Below are 17,846 nucleotides of genomic sequence, written 5' to 3' on the forward strand. Positions count from 1 at the left end.
GATCTGATATTTTTTTATATGTCAACTGGCGAAATTATGAATGCCGAAAAATAACGCAACTCAGCAGAAAATTCGTAAAAAAGCATGGAAAGCGACGGGCTTTGAGCTATTGCGGGTTGCCGATGATGGAATCGATCGAAAATTGGGCTTGATGTTGGCAGCATATATATGAGAGTTATTGACGGGATAATGATATCATTATGGACAAACGCGTGACCAACGACCAACCTCTCTACGAGCAGATCAAGACCGCCATCGACCGCCGTATCGAAACCGAGGAGTGGCCCGCAAACTTCCAGGTCCCGTCCGAAGGGGATCTCGCCGGGGAGTTTGGCGCTTCCCGGCTGACGGTACGAAGGGCGCTGCGTGAGCTGCAGACCGATGGCCTGCTCGTACGCATTCAGGGCCGTGGCACCTTCGTCATCGGGCCGCGCATGCAATGCGCGATATTCAGCCTGCCGGATATCACGGAGGAGATTTCGGTATCCGGCGGAGCTCACAGCTCCCGGGTCCTGCAACACTCGATCCTCGGCAAGGACAGTCCCGGCCGCAACATGCTGCAACTGCCACCCGAGGACGTGGTCTTCTTTTCTCGGCTGATCCACCTCGAAGACGGGACCCCGATCCAGCTCGAGGATCGCTATGTCAACGGGGCGGAAGCGCCCGGCTACATCGAACAGGACTTCACCAACGTCACGCCGCACAACTGGCTGCTGCGCGAGACCACGGTGACGACGATCGACAACACCATCCGGGCAATTCGTCCGGATGAAGACGTGCGCAACTTCCTACAGATCGATGCCAGCCAGCCCTGCCTGCTGCTCGATCGCTCGACATGGCGTGACGGAATTCCGGTCACCCGCAGCCGCTTCATCTATCCGGGCGACCGCTATCGTCTGCGTTCGACCCATGAAGCGCGCACAAATCGCATTCTTAGCGCGCCCGGCAAGGGCCGCTGATTTCGGAGGTTGGTATGAGAGAATTTGTCCGCAAGCTTGAAGAGCGGGGGGATGTCCTGCGGGTCGATCGCGAGGTCGATCCAGCTCATGAGCTTGCCGCAGTCACCCAACTGGCCCAGAAAAAATGGGCCAAGCCGGTGCTGTTCACCAATGTGAAGGGAACACGGTTTCCCGTCGTCACCAATGTCTACAGCACGCGCGAGCGGCTGGGCGAGGTCATCGGTATCGATGCCGGTGACTTTTGCCGTCAATGGAGCAAGCTCGCTTCGTTGGGCACCTCGGAGTTGAAGGACCCGCTCGTTCCGGCGAGAGAGCTTCCTTCTTACGAAGAGGTCAAGCTTTCGGATCTGCCGCTCATAACCTATTCCGACAAGGACGGGGCTGCCTATTTCACCTCGGCCATGTTCATCGCCAAGGATCCCGAGACCGGGGTCGGCAACCTGTCCTACCACCGGTCGATGTACATCAACGACGGCGAGCTGCGCTGCCGCCTCGCTCCACGTCATCACCTGACCATCTACCACGAGAAGGCCGAGAGGATGGGCAAGCCGCTCGAAGCTGCCATGCTCATCGGTCCGCCCGCCCATGCCTTCCTGACCGCGGCGGCACCACTGCCCTACGATGTGGACGAACTCGAAGTGGCCGCGCGTCTGCGCGGGCGTTCGATCGCGATGCGCAAATGTAACCACATCGACCTCGAGGTGCCTGCCGAGACCGAAGTCGTGATCGAAGGCCGTTTCCTGCCCAACGAACGCCGACCGGAAGGCCCGTTCGGCGAGTTCATGGGTTACTACGTGCCGGTCGGCCCCAACGCTGTCTTCGAAGTGCTGGGCGTCACCGTGCGCAAGGACGCGCTGTTCCACTCGATCCTTTGTGGCTCACCTGAGGAAGTGCTGACGCTGGAACTCTCGGTGTCTGCCAACATCTACCAGCGCCTCAGCGCCGCGCTACCGGGGATCGTCAACGTGACCTGCCAGCCCTTCGTCAACCACGCGATCGTGCAGATCGAACCGCAATTCGAGGGCCATGCCCGCCAAGTCATGCTGGCGACCATCGGGGCCGAACCGATCTGGGCCAAGCAGATCACCGTCGTCGACACCGATGTGAATATCTACAGCATGGACGACGTGCAGTGGGCCATCCTGACCCGCTGCCGCCCCGACAAGGACATGATGATCATCCCCGAGACACCTTCCTTCTACCGCGACGAGCAGAAGGACCATTGGGGCCGGCTGCTCGTGGATGCAACCAAGCCCTGGGGTCGCGAGGCCGAGTTTGAACGCAAGCGCCTGCGGCTGGCCGACAAGGTGCGGTCCGAAGACTGGTTCCCGGGCCGATAGCCATGACCTCGCGGCGACTCATCATCGGCATCTCCGGCGCATCGGGGGCAGCGTACGGCCTGGCCGCGCTGGAGATGGCACGATCCGTCGGGGTCGAGACACATCTTGTGGTCTCCCGCTCGGCCATGCTGACCCTTCATCAGGAGCTCGGCCTGAGCAAGGCCGGTCTCGAGGGGCGCGCCGATGTGATCCACCCGGTGGCCGACGTCGGCGCGACGATCGCCTCTGGATCGTTTCGTACCATGGGGATGCTCGTCGCTCCGTGTTCGGTGAAGACCATGTCGGAAATCAGCACAGGAGTCACCTCCAGCCTGATGAGCCGCGCCGCCGATGTCGTGCTCAAAGAACGCCGGCGCCTTGTCCTGATGGTCCGTGAAACCCCGCTTCATCTCGGCCATCTGGAAACGATGGTCCGCCTTACGCAAATGGGTGCGATCATCATGCCGCCCGTCCCGGCCTTCTACACAAAGCCGGCGAGCGTCGACGACATCGTCAGCCACTCCGTCGCGCGAGCACTGGACCTCTTCGACGTCGATGCGGGCGCGATCAGGCGGTGGGGCGGGCTCAAGGAGAGCATGCGCGACATAGCGCTCATGGAGTGAGAAGAGGCTGTTTCGACAATCCGGCCGAATGCGGTCGGTTTGTCGACCTCCAGGGAGTTAAGCGCTGAAAAAGGTCAAGAACGACAGAACGCCGCTCGACCTGTGGGCATTCATGCTCCGCGTCTATGCCCGTCCGGGCGTCGCCCCGGCATGTCTTCGATTGCAGGATGCCCATGGGCTGGACGTTTCGATGATGCTGGCCGTGCTGCATAGCGGCGCATCCGGACGCGTTCCGAGCCCGGAACAGATCCAAGCCCTCGACGAAGGCTGCCGCGCCTGGCGCCAGACCGTGATCCGGCCGTTGCGGGAAGCGAGACAGGCGATGAAGTCCCATGACTGGCTTGCCTCCCAGCCGCTTGTGTCCGGCCTGCGAGAGAGCGTCAAAGAGACAGAGCTGACTGCAGAGCGGATCGAGACCGGCGTGCTCGAACAAATGCTCGCCGACATATCGCCGCGTTCCGAGCCGCTCGATCTCGACGGATTGATCGAGCTGACGGTGACGGTTCTTGATCTATACGATCCCGGACGAACGGAACGGCTGCCAATGAACGTCGAGACGATCGCCAGCGCGGTGCTGGAGGGGTGAAATGATCGCCGCGCCGATCGATCCTGGAGCGGAGCCTCGGAGGCCCTTTCGATATCGGTGGAAGCCGATCATGAGTAGGCGAATTTCTGGGCTAACGGCACATTCGCTTGAAAGTGGATTGTAGCACTCCTCTTTAACGACTAAAGCGATGTCGGCATCCTTGGGAGGACATCGCAATGGCGAACGCACGTGGAATGGCAATTCTCTTCGGCCTGACCGCCATGCTGACGGCCGGACCGGCCGGTGCCCAGGATGCCGGGACCCTCACCGTAACGGATGATCGCGGCGTCGCGGTGGTGGTACCCGCCCAGCCCAAGCGCATCGCCTCGATCTCCTACTTCGCCGACGACGTCGCGCTCGCCCTCGGCATCAAGCCAGTCGCCAGCACCTATATGACGGCAGGCCGCCAGCCCGATTTCCTCCTCGGCCTGACCAGGGACGTGAAGCAGATCGGCCAGCGCGCCAAGCCGAATCTCGAGCTGCTTTCGGAGGCGAAACCCGACCTGATCGTCGCCATCCGGCGCTACACGGTCGGCAACGCGCCGCAGCTGGAAAAGATCGCGCCCTACGTCGCCTACAACATGGAACTGCTGGACGGCAGCGACCGCGAGATCGCCGCGCTGTCGAAGATCCTCGGCAATCCGGAGCGCGGGGCTCAGCTCAACAAGGAATTCCGCGACCACCTGGCGGAGTTCACCGCCAGGGCGCCGAAGGACGTGCACCCGCGCTTCGCGATCATGTGGGGCGGCGAGACGCCTTTCGCGTTCCACACCGAGAACACGGCGGCCTCCATCGTCGCGGCGATCGGCGGTGACAACATCGCCGGCAAGATGACGCCGGGCGGCGAATTCGGCATCGACCTCAGCCTCGAGACCATGCTCGAGAAGGACCCGGAAGTCCTGTTCATCTACGATTCCGGTCCGGACCGGCCACATGAGAACAATCCGATCTGGCAAGAGCTCTCGGCGGTCAAGAACAAGCGGGTCTTCTATGTCGGCGACCAGTGGGTGGAGACGAACGGCCCGATCGCCCGCGAGATCGTGCTGCGCGAAGCTGCCCACTATCTCTATCCCGACGTGTTCCCGGCCGTCGACGTAAAGGCGGAAGCCGCCAGGATCATCCCGGCCGAGGCCCAGAAATAAAGCGCCGATCCCACGACGATGGACGCCCGGAAATCCATTCTGACCATAGGTCTCATCGTCGCCGCGACCCTGCTGGTCACTTTCCTGGGCCTGATGCCCGGTGCCAAGACCTTGTCCCTCCACGATGCCCTGCGCGTGCTGTGGGCGCCCGACGGCAAGGTCGAATCCATCCTCGTCTGGACGCTGCGCCTGCCGCGAAGCCTCGCCGCTGCCGTGGCGGGTGCCGGCCTGGCCGTTTCCGGCTATCTGTTGCAGGCGCTGACCCGCAATCCCCTCGCCGATCCCGGCATCACGGGAGCCACGGCGGGAGCCGTTGCCCCGATCGTGGCATGTTTTGTCTTCCTGCCCTGGCTTTCGTCCGCTTCCTACCCATTCATCGGTCTGGCTGGTGGCCTTGCCGCGGCGGCGGTGACCTTCTGGGTGGCACGCGGCGGCAACGGCCGTCCACTGCACCTGGCGCTCGGCGGCATCAGCGTGTCGCTGTTCCTCGGTGCGATCACGATCTACGTGCTGCTTCTGGCCGGGCCGCAATCCACCGCCCTGCTGTTCTGGCTGTCTGGCGGTTTCCAGGGGCGGACCTGGGCGCAGCTTGCCCATATGACGCCATGGGTCGTGCTTGGCGTGGCGGGCGCGCTGGCATCGCACAGGGTGATCGCCATGTTTGCGCTGAGCGACCATGCCGCCGCCGGCATGGGCCTGCAGCTCAATGTCTGGAAGCCCGTTCTGCTCACCCTCGCGATCTGCCCTGTCGCCGGCGTCGCCCCGGTCGCCGGACCGGTCGCCTTTGTCGGCCTTGCCGCGCCGCATATCGCCCGGCTGCTCAAGCCGAAGGGAACGGTCCTGGAAATCGCGCTCACCGCAGCGATCGGGGCGCTGGTCGTCACCTGCGCCGATCTCGCCGGCCGCACCATCGCCATTCCGAAGGAACTGCCCGTCGGTATCATAACGGCGCTGCTGGGCGGGCCGATCTTCATCTACCTGATCCAGCGTGGCCGGCTCGACTTCAAGGCGCAGCGACCATGACGGCCGTCTCCGGGATGCCCCACCGACCAGGTCGCTGGCTGCTGCCGGCCACCGCAGCATTGGTGCTGCTGTCGCTGGTGGCCGCAGTGTTCCTCGGTGTGGTGGACATCCCCGCCACCGACGTCATCGCGGCGCTGACGGGGAGCGGCTCGCCAGAGGCACATTCCATCATCTTCGAGATCAGGCTGCCGCGCATCTTCACGGGCATGCTTGCCGGGATCCAGCTGGCGGTCGCCGGCCTGATCCTGCAGACGATCACGCGCAACCCGCTCGCGGACCCATCGCTGATCGGGGTATCGCAAGGCGCGACGTTGACGGTGACGCTGTTCCTGCTCTTCACCGTCTACATCTTCAATCCGGGCTCGAACACCGTGGCCGAGCTTCCCATCGCCTGGCTGCCGGTGGCCGGAATGGCGGGCGGCCTTGTGGCAGGGGCCATCATCTACCTGCTTGCCTTCCGGCTCGAGCTCAGCCCACTCCGCATCACGCTGTGCGGCATCGCCATCGGCGCAGTGCTTCACGCCATTGCCATCGGACTGATCGCAGGCTGGGGCTCGGCGCGCATCGAGATCATCCTGGAATGGATTTCGGGAAGTCTCTATGCGCGCACCTGGGATCACGCGCTCTTCCTGCTGCCGTTTACGGTCGTGGGCCTGGCCATCCTGCCCCTGATCTATCGGCCGCTGGTGCTGCTACAGTTCGATGCGCCCGTCGCCCGCTCGTTCGGGCTGGCGTATCGCCGGCAGTTCTCCATCCTGCTCGTGGTATCCTGCGCGCTCGCCGCAAGTGCCGTCGGCGTGGTCGGCCCCATCGTCTTCGTCGGACTGGTCGTGCCGCATCTGGCGCGGTTCCTTGCCGGACGGCATTTCCCGCTGGTCCTTCCCATGACAGTCGCATTGGGCGCCATTGTCGTGACGCTTGCCGACCTCGTCGGGCGCCTTGCCGGCGGCGCCGAGGAAGTGCCGATCGGCGTGGTCACCGCATTGACCGGCGTGCCGGTGCTGCTCGCCCTCCTCCGCAAAACGCCTTGAAAAAAACGCATGCCTCTGACCTGCTCGCAACTGTCGGTTCGTTATGGCCAGCGTCAGGCACTCGACGGCTTCGAACTGTCCCTTGAGAAGGGCGAGATCCGGGCGCTGATCGGCCCCAACGGCTCCGGCAAGAGCACCGCCCTGCAGGCGCTCGCCGGCCTGATCACGCCCGCCAGCGGACACGCGGCGATCGAAGGAACCCCGGTGACGTCGATGTCGCGGCGCACCATTGCCAGGAAGCTCGCCTTCCTGCCACAGCAACCCGCAGCACCAGACGAGATGACGATCGCGCAACTCGTGCGGCAGGGCCGCTTTCCCCATGTCGGCCTGTTCCGCTCCTACACGCGCCGCGACGAAGCGGCGATCGAATGGGCGCTTGAAAGCACTGGCCTGACCAGTCTCGCCGACAGGACGCTGCAGGAGCTCTCCGGAGGCGAACGGCAGCGGGCCTGGATCTCGGCAGCGCTCGCGCAAGAGGCCGGCATCCTTCTGCTCGACGAACCGACATCGTTCCTCGATATCGGCTATCAGGTCGAGGTGCTGGATCTCGTCCACCGCCTCAGCAGGGAGAAGGGCGTGACAGTCGTCATGGCGATCCACGACATCAACCAGGCGATCGCCGTCAGCGACCGCATCTCGCTGCTCGAAAAGGGAGAGCTGCGCTTCGATGGCAAGCCAAGAGCGCTCGCCAATAGCGGCCTGATCGAAAAGACGTTTCGGGTGAAGGGCCGGTTCGTCGAGGTCGCTCAAGACAAGCCGCCGCATTTCGACGTCGAACTTGCCCGGATTATCCCAGACGCTTGACGAGCCGAAAGACGATCTTGGTCTGGGTGTAGTAGTCGAGAGCATCGGCGAAATCAGGCGTCCAGCCATCCTCGACGAAGGGAATGAACCCGTCATATTCGAGCTTCCGGCCGGAGACCTCGAAGCCAGCCCTGGCGAAGGTCCGGCCGTAGTCGGAAATCGAACGGTCCTGCACGGTGGTGTTGGTTCGTTTCGCCACCAGCTCGCGCCATTTCGGCCAGAGCGGATTGTCGGTGTGGCAGCCGGTGACGGCGTAATAGACACCACCTGGCTTCAAAGCCTTGAAGATATCAGCGGCATGCGCATCGATGTCCTCGACGAGGTAGATGACCTCGTGGCTTATCGCCAGGTCGAACTCCTCGACCCAGCCCTTCAGGGAGGCACCGACAGCGTGCTGGACGGGAAGGTTTCCCTTCAGGGTCTCGGCCCTGGCGATCGACTGTTCGGCGATGTCGATGCCAAGTGCCTTGCGGAACGGCCTGATGGCATGGAGATGGCGCAGCAGCCCACCCTGGTTGCAGCCAAAGTCGAGAACGCTCTTTTGCGAAAGATCGCGTTCGACCATCACGTCGATGAGATGGCGCCAGATCGGTGCGTGGCCATCCGCCATGCGGTCTTCCGCGTCCGGGTCGATATACCAGGTGGTTATGGTTTTCTGGACGCCCATCCGCAGTCTCTCCGATCGATTCACCTTCCAGTCTCATAGGGTGGCTGGAACGATGTGGATAGGCAAAATTGCTCTCGCAAACACGCGGGGGCGGCTTGCCGCGTACCGCCTGGCCTCCCGATCGCGCGAGACCGTGCCTCTATGGATGGTCGCTCCCGCGGGGATCACAACATCGGATGCTTTGCTCCAGCTTGTTGCAGCTTCGGTCCGCTCTGGAGTATCCGGTTGCCAACAGTGTTCTATCGGGAGCCCAAGCCATTGAGCGTCGCATTCGCCAAGGAGGAAAGCGCCGAGGCCGCGTCGGAAACCATCCTGCCGCCGCGCCCTATTCCTGACCGGATCAACCTGGTCACCGAAGCGGGCCTGAAGATGCTGCAGCAGGACCTGGCGCAGGCGCAGGAAGCGTTGGAGGCGGCCAGCAAGCTGGAAGACGTCAATGAAAAGCGCCGGCAATCCGCCGTACCGCTGCGCGACGCGCGCTATTTTGCCGAGCGCGTCCGCACGGCGCAACTCGTGCCGGCACCCGCTTCCAACGACGTCGTCGCCTTCGGCCATTCCGTGACCTTCCGGCGCGACGATGACCGCGTCCAGACCTTCCGCATCGTCGGCGACGACGAGGCCGACCCGGCCGAGGCCTCCATCTCGCATGGCTCGCCGGTGGCGATTGCGCTGATGGGCAAGGCGGTGGGCGACTTTGTCCCGTTCGGGCAGAGCGAGCTGGAAGTGCTGGCTATTTCGTGAGGGGCGCCGGTTATCTCCCCCACAAGGGGAGAGATAAGGCACCAAGTCCTCAACCCGGCCGCTTCGGCTTGCCCTTGCCCTTGTATTCCCCCGGCGCGCCCTGGCCGCGGTGGGGTTTCTTGGCCGGCTTGCCGGCCTTGCCGAACTTTGCGCCCTTGGCGAAATCCGGCTTGCCCTTGCCGAATTTCGGCTTGGGTCGCCACACGGCAGCGCTCGCTTCTCCGGCGGGCGCGATGACGATGCCGCGCTCGGTGCTGCCGGGCTGCTTGAGCTGCTCGATGAAGCCAGCCGCCTTGTCGGCGGAGATCTCGAAGCGGGTTTCGGTGTCGTCGATGCGGATCGAGCCGACATCGCGCTTGGAGACGCCACCAGCGCGGCAGATCATCGGCAGCAGCCATTTGGGATCGGCGCGCTGCTTGCGCCCAAGCGACAGCGTGAACCAGACGCCGCCTTCCATGTCCGGACGACGCGGTTCGGCGTCGCGCCGGTCGTCGCCCCCTCGGTCACGGTCACCGCTTCTTTCACGATCGACTTTGTCACGCTTCGGCTTCTTCGCCTGCATATCGTGGACCGGCAGCGGAAACAGGTCCTCGGGCACCGGCCGTGCAGACAGCTGCTGGCGCAGGAAGGCGGCGGCGATGCGCTCGGGGCTGGCCTTGGCCAGAAGTTCGGTCACGAAAGCGGCTTCGACCTCGTCCGGTTCGGCCGCCGACAGCACGGTTTCGAGGATCTGGGCGCGGTAGCGGGTCTCGATCTCGGCGATGCTCGGCGCGGCGCGCAGGGTTGCCGACAGCTTGGCCAGCGCCAGCACGCGCTGGGCGGCGCCACGCCGGGTTTCCGGCACAATGAGCACGCAGACGCCCTTGCGGCCGGCGCGCCCGGTGCGGCCGGAGCGGTGCAGCAGCGTGGCCGGATTGCTCGGCACGTCGGCATGGATGACGAGATCGAGGTTGGGCAGGTCGATGCCGCGCGCCGCGACGTCGGTCGCCACGCAGACATGGGCACGGCCGTCGCGCATCGATTGCAGCGCGTTGGACCGCTCCGACTGCGCCATTTCACCGGAGAGCGAGACGACGGAGAAGCCGCGATTGGCGAGCCGCGCGGTCAGGTGCCGCACCGCCTCGCGGGTGTGGCAGAACACCAGCGCGCTGGCGCTGTCGGAATCGAGCAGCGTGTTGATGACGGCATGTTCGCGCTCGTCGCGCCGCACCAGCATCAGCTGGTATTCGATGTCGGCATGCTGCTCGGTGGCGGTGGTGGCGGCAATGCGCACCGCATCCTTCTGGAAGTTGCGGGCGAGTTCGGCGATGCCACGCGGCACTGTGGCGGAAAACAGCAAGGTGCGCCGGTCCTCGGGCGCGGCGCCGAGGATGAATTCGAGGTCCTCGCGGAAGCCAAGGTCGAGCATCTCGTCGGCCTCGTCGAGCACCACGGCGCGCAGCGCGCCGAGATCGAGCGCACCCTTGGAGATGTGGTCGCGCAGGCGTCCCGGCGTGCCGACGACGATATGGGCACCACCTTCCAGCGCGCGGCGTTCACGGCGCATATCCATGCCGCCAACGCAGGTGGCGATCCTGACGCCGGCGGCGGCGTAGAGCCAGTCGAGCTCGCGCTGCACCTGGATGGCGAGTTCGCGCGTCGGCGCAATCACCAGGCCAAGCGGCAGGCCGGCCGCCGGGAAGCGCTCGGCGCGGCCGAGCAGTGTCGAGGCGATGGCAATGCCGAAGGCGACCGTCTTGCCCGAGCCGGTCTGCGCCGAAACCAGAAGGTCGGCCTCACCATGGCCACCGCCCGCCATCTCGGCCTGTACAGGGGTGAGCTGGTGGTAACCCTTGGCTTCCAGGGCGGAGGCAAGGGCGGGGTGAATGGTCTCGTCGGTCATGGCAGCGGTCTCGGTTCAAAGCCGCGCATAGCACGGTATTGCGCAAGTTGTACGGAATTATCGCGGCAGTGTCGAAAGCGCTGGCGGCGTTATCTCCCCCCTCGCGGGGGAGAAAGCGATTTCAGCATCTTAGCGAGCATGCCCGTAGGGCAGCACAGCTAAATGCTAGAAATCGCAAGAGAGGGGATATTCAGCCGCGACGCTGCGCAGCCTGCAGGATCGCAGCGCACACAGCGTCGGTGCTTTTCTCCACCTCATCATTCCAGAACCGAAGGATGTGAAAGCCCTGCTCTTCGAAATGCCGGTCCCGAATGATGTCCTGCTGTGAATCCGCATGCTGGCTGCCGTCGACTTCCACGATCAACCTCGCCTCGAAACAGACGAAGTCGAGAATGTAGCCGTCGAGCGGCACTTGCCGCTTGAATTTCAATCCATGGAGCTGACGATTACGCAAGGCATGCCAAAGGACGTTCTCAGCCTTCGTTGCATCGGCACGCATCGAACGGGCGAAACCACGGTGTGAAGGTGCAACTGGCTGACGCATTGCGGGCAGATCCCCTCTCTTGCGATTTCTAGCACTTAGCCTGCGCCGCCCTAAAAGGGCGTGCTCGTCTAAGATGCTGAAATCGCTTTCTCCCCCGCAAGGGGGGAGATAGAAGCGCCGCGCCATTCCGGCTGCTTTTATCGCCGTCAGCAAAGCGTCTTGCGCATGAAAACGCAGGACATGCGAAGGCCGGAGCCAAGCATGTGTTCGCCGCAGGCCACGGTCGCATAGCCCATGGCTGTGTAAAAGCCATGCGCCGTGACGGATGAATCCAAGTGCAGTTCCTTGAGCCCTCTTTCGCGTGCAGCCTGTTCAAGCCGTTCGACCAGGGCTCTGCCGACTCCCTGACGCGCCACGCTCGGGGCGACATAACATGCCCGCAGCTCGTCCTTCTGAACAACGATCGCGGCGAAGCCCGCGATTTTCCCATGTAGCTCCGCCACAAATCGCAGTTCGTCCTCGGGGTTGGCATTAAATCTCGATATTGCCTCATCTGCTATTGGCATTTGCGCCCAATGCTCCACAACCTCGGCGGGATAATCGCTCGCTGCGGTTACACGGACAGCCGCGTGGTGCACTTCGAGCGCACCACGCGCGTCTTCGGGCCTGATGGGTCTGATAACGACGTTCATGAGGGCGCGATATCACGACCTGCGCGTTGGTCTTATGAAGGCTTTCTGCTTCATCGCAGCTCAAAGCCCAGTTTTCGCGCGATTGTCAGCGTTGCGGCTGAAAATCCCCTCTCTTGCGATTTCTAGCATTTAGCTGTGCCGCCCTGCGGGCGTGCTCGCTAAGATGCTGAAATCGCTACCGGCCCTCGGCTATGGCCTGGGCGTTCGAGCCTTTTGAAAGGTCCACTGGACCTTTCAATTCGCCTACGGCGAACCAGGCTCTCACCCCCCGCAAGGGGGAGATACAGGCGCCGCGTCACGCCCTCACGCGAACTCGGCAATCACCGACAGGAACGCCGGGCCGTAGCGGTCGAGCTTGGCTTCGCCGATGCCGGGCACGCCGGCCATCTCGCGGCGCGAGGCGGGGCGGGCGGCGGCGAGTTCGATCAGGGTCTTGTCGTGGAAAATCACATAAGGCGGCACGTTCTGCAGGCGCGCGATTTCGCTGCGCTTGCGGCGCAGCGCCTGGAACAGGTCGTTGTCGGCTTGCGGGACGGCGGACTGCGCGTTGCTACGTGCCACCTTGCCGCGCCGGGCACGCGACGGTGCGGGAATGCGCAGCATCAAGGACGGTTTCTCGCGCAGGAAGTCGCGGCCGGCCGGCGCGATCGCCAGGCCGCCATGCCCGGCGAGATCGACATCGATGAAACGCAGCGCGATCAGCTGGCGCAGGATCGCCCGCCATGTGCGGTTGTCGTGCTCCTTGCCAATGCCGAAGGTGGAGATCTGGTCATGACCGAACTGGGCGATGCGCTCATTGTCGGCGCCCAGAAGCACGTCGACGATGTAAGCCTGCCCGAACCGTTCGCCGGTGCGATAGATGCACGACAGCACCTTCTGCGCGGCAATCGCCCCGTCGAACAGGCCGGGCGGCTCGGCGCAGGTGTCGCAATTGCCGCACGGCTCGCAATGGTCGCCGAAATAGGACAACAGCACCTGGCGGCGGCAGCGTGCCGTCTCGGCCAGCCCCAGCAGCGCATCGAGCTTCTGCCGTTCCATGCGCTTGCGCTGGTCGGGCGCCTCCGATTCCTCGATGAAGCGGCTGCGCAGCGCGATGTCTTCATGGCCGTAGAGCATCAGCGTGTCGGACGGCAGGCCGTCGCGGCCGGCGCGGCCGGTCTCCTGGTAATAGGCCTCGATGCTGCCCGGCAGGTCGACATGGGCGACGAAGCGCACGTCTGGCTTGTCGATGCCCATGCCGAAGGCGACGGTGGCGACCATGATCACCGCCTCGCCATGCTGGAAGCGCTGCTGGTTGGCCTCGCGCGCCGCCTTGTCCATGCCGGCATGATAGGCGAGCGCATCATAGCCAAGGCCCTGCAGCCAGGCAGCGATCTCCTCGGTGCGACGTTTCGACAGACAGTAGACGATGCCGCTCTCGCCCTCGTAGCGCTTGAGGAATTCCTTCAGCTGGGCGCGCGGATTGTCCTTTTCCTCGATGGCGTAGCGGATGTTGGGACGGTCGAAACCGGCGATGAAAGCGTCGGTCTCGTCGATGTCGAGATGCGACAGGATCTCTTCACGCGTCGGCTCGTCGGCGGTGGCCGTCAGCGCCATGCGCGGAACGCCGGAAAAGCGCGCCACCACCGCGTCAAGCTGGCGGTAGGACGGGCGGAAATCGTGCCCCCATTGCGACAGGCAGTGCGCCTCGTCGATGGCGATCAGTGACAGCTGCACGCTTTCCAGCAGTTCCAGCACGTCCGGTCGGGCCAAGGTTTCGGGCGCGACATAGAGCAGGTCGAGCGCACCGGTGCGGATATCGCGCCAAAGCGCACGGCGCTGGTCCAGTTCCAGATCGGAATTGAGCGCCGCCGCACGCACACCGGCCTGGCGCAGCGCCGTCACCTGGTCGGCCATCAGCGCCAGCAGCGGCGACACAACCAGCCCCATGCCGGGGCGCACGATGGCCGGGATCTGGTAGCAGAGCGACTTGCCGCCGCCGGTCGGCATCAGCACGAAAGCGTTGTTGCCGGCAATCACATGCCCGACGATATCGGCCTGCGGGCCCCGGAAGGCATCATAGCCATAGACGGTCTTGAGGATTTCGAGGGCGGCGGCGTTCATGGGGCGAAGGCGATACGAAGAATCAGGGGAGATCCTTCTTAGCAGCTTCGACGGGCCGGGGTGGGTATTCCGAAGGGGATCCTTCGGCCGATGCCGGCGCCGCCCCTCATCGCCCTGCCGGCACTTCTCCCCGTGAACGGGGAGAAGGAGGCTGTCGTCGCGGCTTTTGCCAATCACCAGCGTTGCAGAATGAGTGCCTTTCCCGCAGCCAGCTTCTTCTCCCTGTCACTATACGGGGAGAAGTGCCAGGCAGGGCGATGAGGGGCGGCGTAGGCGCAGGGCAGTTGGATGCCCCGGCACAACCCGAGAGCACCCGGTTCGGCCGCCGCCGAACTCAATCGTGCTTTTCGATCACCGCGTAGAGCACGTTGCGGTTTTCACCGAAGAACACCTCGACATTGACCTTGTTGCGGTCGACGCTGGCGTTGACGACGTTCCACATGTCGGCTTCAGAGCGCAGCAGGAGCACCCAGTTCATGAAGGTTTCGCGGTAGCCGGCGTCGGGGTTGCCCTCGGCATAGTTGGCGAACAGGAAGGTGCCGCCCGGCTTCAGCATGTCCATGCAGGTCTTGGTGAGCTTCACCGCCACCTTGTCCTGCAGGTAGTCGTAGAGGCCCGAAGCATAGATGAGATCATATTTGCCGAGCTTGTGGCCGCGGGTGAGCAAGGTGCGCACGGAGCCGTCGATCGTTTCCACCGCGGTGCCGGCGAAGTCCCGGGCGATCAGGCCGACGCTGAGCGGATCCTGGTCGAGCGCGACCCAGCGCTTCAGCCGTTTCTCGCGCAGCGCCTTCGACAGGTTGGCTTCGCGCAGATGGCCCGCGGCGACCGCCAGCACTTCGGTCTCGGGCCCGCGCTTTTCGGCGATTTCGTCGACATAGCGGGCGAGCAGATCGCGACGCTCGCGCGCGGCGACGCAGGACGGGACGTTCTGCGTGTAGGCGTAGAGCGCCTTGCCGACGTCGGACGCGTCGGCGACAGCGTCGGCGACATGCGGATCGCAATAGATGTAGTCGAGCAGTTCGGCGTCGCCGGAATAGCCGCGCGGCTTCTCGAACGACCAGCGTGTCAGCGGGTCCTGCAGGAAATAGTCGAGAACCGGATGGTTCTGGATGATCGGCGCCAGCGCATTCCAGGTGTCGTCATGCAGCCGCAGCCGCATCGCTTCGAGACGTGCCATCAGCGGCTTGATGATTTCGGCCGGGCCCTTGTTGAGGGCGATCTGCTGCTGGGTGACGGACAGGATGAGCGCGAGCTCAGCACGCGCCGTCTCAAAAGCCTCGCTTCGATCGTCCAGCCCTCTGCCGAGGTTGGCCGCGATCGATTCTTCCGTAATCAGACTTTTGCCGTCGAGGACAGTGGCCACCAAAACCCCCATGGTTAACAACTCGTTAACAACTGGCATGTTAATAGCGCGAAGCAGACACCCTGCAAAGCGCGCTCAATGGCATTCTAATGTTATCGTTAACGCACAATTTACCTAATTCGATTGCGCCAGGGCATTTCGTTTCAAAATACGTGCACGATTAACCCAACCTTGTGGCCTCGGACTGCATTGTCTGCGAGGCGCCAGGATCGCCCGCGCACGTTGGAGTTGTTCTGCGTTGAGGCCGGAAGCAACAAACGGCTTACATAAGCCCTTCCTGAGAGGTCTCTCGGCGATGAGCAATTATGCAATGTCGGTCGCTGGCGAACTTGCGCCGGTCGAGCCGGCCATCCAGGCGCAGGCTCAGCCCGACGCCACCGGACTGCGCGCGCAGTTCCATGAAGAATCGCAGGCCGCGCGCCGCATGGCGGCCCGGCCGGGGCTCTACATCGCCGTCATCATCTACCTGATGTTTTCCGCCACCGACCTTCTGCTGGTGCCGGATGTCGCGGCCTACACCATCGCCGCGCGCTTCGCGGTCGGCGTGACCGCGCTTGTCACGCTGGAAACGCTGCTGCGCTTCAACGCGCCGACCAAATGGCTGGACGTCACCTGCGCCGGGGCGATCATCCTCGGCTATATCGGCTGGCTGCTGCCGACGGCGGCCAGCGCCAATCATGAAAGCGTCTCATACTACATGGTGTTCGGCACCATCTTCATGATGAGCGCCAACCTGTTCTTCACGTTCCAGTTCAACTTTTCCGTCATCACCTCGACGATCATCCTGCTGATCCTCTACGCGGTGAACTATTTCGTGCCGTCGACGCTGGTCTACAAGCTGGTTTTCGGCGCCTTCTACATCTCCTGCTTCGTCTTCACCTCCTATATCAACTGGAAGCTGAACCGGGAGCGTTACAACGTCTTCCTCAATGCGCTGGAGGCGCGCAACCAGCATCGCGAAGCCACCGAACGCGGCAAGGCGCTGCTGAAACTGTCGCGCACCGATCCGCTGACCGGGCTGGAAAACCGCCGCGCCGTCGACGAAAGGCTGCGCGACCTGTGGAGCAACTGGCAGCGCCATGGCGCGACCTTCGCGGTGCTTTTGATCGACGTCGACTTCTTCAAGCGCTTCAACGACTATTATGGGCACCAGAAAGGCGATCGCTGCCTGATGGAGGTCGCCGACAGCCTGCGGCACCTGGTGGAGCAGCGCGGCGCCTCGATCGGCCGCTATGGCGGCGAGGAATTCATCGTGCTGGCGCAGGCGAAAAGCCACGAGGATGTCCTCGCGCTTGCCGAGGACATCCGCAGCGAAGTGGAAGCGCTGGCGATCACCCACAATGAGCGCCGCGACGGCACCCAGGTGGTGACGGTCTCGATCGGCGCGGCCTTCACCCGCGACGAGGCCGGCACGAAACTCGAGAAGATCATCCAGGAAGCGGATCGGGCGCTGTATCTGGCCAAGGCCGACGGCCGCAACTGCGTGCATCTGTTCGACCCCAACGACCCGCAGACCAGCGACGAAAGCGAGAATGTCGCAGCACTTCTGAAGATCGCGGTCGAGCGCGACCTGGTCTCGCTGGTCTTCCAGCCCATCGTCAACATGCGCTCCGGCAAGGTGGAAGCGATGGAAGCGCTGATGCGGCTGACCATGCCGGACGGCACGGCAGTTCCACCCAGCCTGTTCATCCCGGTGGCGGAACGCACTGGACTGATCCTCGAACTCGGCCGCTGGGCAGTCCGCACGGCCTGCCGCGAGCTGATGTCCAGCGAACAAATCCGCACCATCAGCGTCAACGTCTCCCCGGTGCAGCTCAAGGCGCCGGGTTTCGCCGCCTCGGTGGCCGCGGCACTGGGTGAAGCCGGCGTGACCGGCGACCGCCTGGCGCTCGAGATCACCGAAGGGCTGGAGATGGAGATGCACTCCGACGTGCTGCGCTGCATCAGCGACCTGAAGCTGCTCGGCATCAAGGTCTGGCTCGACGACTTCGGCACCGGCTTCGCCGGCTTGTCCTGGCTCCGGCTGATCGACTTCGACACGGTCAAGATCGACCGCTCCTTCCTGCATGACTGCGGCACCCCGCGCGGCCGCGCCATGTTCAAGGATATTGTCGGGCTGCTCAGGAACCGCGGCCCGAAGATCCTGGTCGAAGGCGTTGAGAGCGAAGAGCAGCTGGAGCTCCTGCGCAGGCTCGACATCGACCAGGCCCAGGGCTACCACATCGGCCGGCCGGCCCCGGCCGACCATATCCGGGCCCAGTTCGACGCGCCGAAACGGCAGCGGACGGCTTAGCCGCAGGCGGCCATCGTGCCGGAAACGCTCTAACGATCTGTCTTGTTGCGCAATTCCGGATGGAAAACCGCTGCGCAATTTGGAATTGCTTCAAAGCATTTTGCAGCCAAAACTTAGAGCGTTTCCGTAAG

The 17,846-nt window shown here is 63.7% G+C and carries 16 protein-coding genes; 10 read left to right on the plus strand and 6 right to left on the minus strand.

Translation table 11 applies throughout. The features are described 5' to 3' along the window. The first annotated feature begins 200 nt into the window (after positions 1-200). The 8 genes from hutC to AC3WTO_RS24820 all read left to right on the plus strand — a co-directional run bounded on the left by hutC (position 201) and on the right by AC3WTO_RS24820 (position 7,487). Positions 201-959: a histidine utilization transcriptional repressor HutC gene (hutC, locus tag AC3WTO_RS24785; RefSeq protein ID WP_492463595.1), complete on the plus strand. Its 759-nt coding sequence runs from the start codon at positions 201-203 to the stop codon at positions 957-959. Between the two features lie 14 nt (positions 960-973). After that, positions 974-2,299 carry a UbiD family decarboxylase gene (locus AC3WTO_RS24790; protein ID WP_492463594.1) on the plus strand — a complete coding sequence of 442 codons (1,326 nt, stop codon included), beginning with the start codon at positions 974-976 and terminating at the stop codon, positions 2,297-2,299. 2 nt (positions 2,300-2,301) lie between these two features. After that, positions 2,302-2,901, plus strand: coding sequence for a UbiX family flavin prenyltransferase (locus AC3WTO_RS24795; protein ID WP_492463593.1), 600 nt, complete (start codon positions 2,302-2,304; stop codon positions 2,899-2,901). Positions 2,902-3,001: 100 nt separating this feature from the next. Next, entirely contained in the window at positions 3,002-3,487 is a 486-nt protein-coding gene (locus tag AC3WTO_RS24800; protein ID WP_492558441.1) for a TIGR02444 family protein, read from the plus strand. A gap of 176 nt (positions 3,488-3,663) precedes the next feature. Further along, positions 3,664-4,629: an ABC transporter substrate-binding protein gene (locus AC3WTO_RS24805; RefSeq protein ID WP_492463592.1), complete on the plus strand. Its 966-nt coding sequence runs from the start codon at positions 3,664-3,666 to the stop codon at positions 4,627-4,629. An 18-nt stretch (positions 4,630-4,647) separates the two neighbouring features. Next, positions 4,648-5,652, plus strand: a complete 1,005-nt coding sequence (locus AC3WTO_RS24810; RefSeq protein WP_492463591.1) for a FecCD family ABC transporter permease — start codon at positions 4,648-4,650, stop codon at positions 5,650-5,652. Then, positions 5,649-6,683 carry a FecCD family ABC transporter permease gene (locus AC3WTO_RS24815; RefSeq protein ID WP_492463590.1) on the plus strand — a complete coding sequence of 345 codons (1,035 nt, stop codon included), beginning with the start codon at positions 5,649-5,651 and terminating at the stop codon, positions 6,681-6,683. The genes AC3WTO_RS24810 and AC3WTO_RS24815 overlap by 4 nt, the downstream gene beginning before the upstream one ends. 9 nt (positions 6,684-6,692) lie before the next feature. Continuing rightward, complete coding sequence (locus AC3WTO_RS24820) at positions 6,693-7,487, plus strand: ABC transporter ATP-binding protein (RefSeq protein WP_492463589.1); 795 nt, start codon at positions 6,693-6,695, stop codon at positions 7,485-7,487. Here AC3WTO_RS24820 and AC3WTO_RS24825 read toward each other — a convergent pair. After that, positions 7,471-8,154, minus strand: coding sequence for a class I SAM-dependent methyltransferase (locus tag AC3WTO_RS24825; protein ID WP_492463588.1), 684 nt, complete (start codon positions 8,152-8,154; stop codon positions 7,471-7,473). The genes AC3WTO_RS24820 and AC3WTO_RS24825 overlap by 17 nt on opposite strands. Positions 8,155-8,412: 258 nt before the next feature. Here AC3WTO_RS24825 and greA point away from each other — a divergent pair, with 258 nt between their 5' ends. Then, the gene (gene greA / locus AC3WTO_RS24830) at positions 8,413-8,895 is read left to right on the plus strand and encodes a transcription elongation factor GreA (protein ID WP_492463587.1); all 483 of its coding nucleotides are present in this window, start codon (positions 8,413-8,415) and stop codon (positions 8,893-8,895) included. Between the two features lie 49 nt (positions 8,896-8,944). Here greA and AC3WTO_RS24835 read toward each other — a convergent pair whose 3' ends face one another. The 5 genes from AC3WTO_RS24835 to AC3WTO_RS24855 form a co-directional block, all read right to left on the minus strand. Continuing rightward, on the minus strand, positions 8,945-10,777 hold the full coding sequence (locus tag AC3WTO_RS24835; protein WP_492463586.1) for a DEAD/DEAH box helicase: 1,833 nt from the start codon (positions 10,775-10,777) through the stop codon (positions 8,945-8,947). Positions 10,778-10,967: 190 nt separating this feature from the next. Beyond that, entirely contained in the window at positions 10,968-11,474 is a 507-nt protein-coding gene (locus AC3WTO_RS24840; protein ID WP_492463585.1) for an endonuclease domain-containing protein, read from the minus strand. Then, positions 11,468-11,953 carry a GNAT family N-acetyltransferase gene (locus AC3WTO_RS24845; protein ID WP_492463584.1) on the minus strand — a complete coding sequence of 162 codons (486 nt, stop codon included), beginning with the start codon at positions 11,951-11,953 and terminating at the stop codon, positions 11,468-11,470. Before AC3WTO_RS24845 ends, AC3WTO_RS24840 begins: the two co-directional genes overlap by 7 nt. A 303-nt stretch (positions 11,954-12,256) precedes the next feature. After that, a complete protein-coding gene (gene recQ / locus AC3WTO_RS24850) occupies positions 12,257-14,056 on the minus strand; it encodes a DNA helicase RecQ (RefSeq protein WP_492463583.1) in 1,800 nt (599 codons plus the stop codon). A 334-nt stretch (positions 14,057-14,390) separates the two neighbouring features. After that, positions 14,391-15,434: a class I SAM-dependent methyltransferase gene (locus AC3WTO_RS24855; protein ID WP_492463582.1), complete on the minus strand. Its 1,044-nt coding sequence runs from the start codon at positions 15,432-15,434 to the stop codon at positions 14,391-14,393. 283 nt (positions 15,435-15,717) lie between these two features. Here AC3WTO_RS24855 and AC3WTO_RS24860 point away from each other — a divergent pair, with 283 nt between their 5' ends. After that, on the plus strand, positions 15,718-17,715 hold the full coding sequence (locus AC3WTO_RS24860; RefSeq protein WP_492463580.1) for a putative bifunctional diguanylate cyclase/phosphodiesterase: 1,998 nt from the start codon (positions 15,718-15,720) through the stop codon (positions 17,713-17,715). The last annotated feature ends 131 nt before the right edge of the window (positions 17,716-17,846 follow it).

This window comes from Mesorhizobium sp. EU05-FHT14A09, from assembly GCF_058790995.1.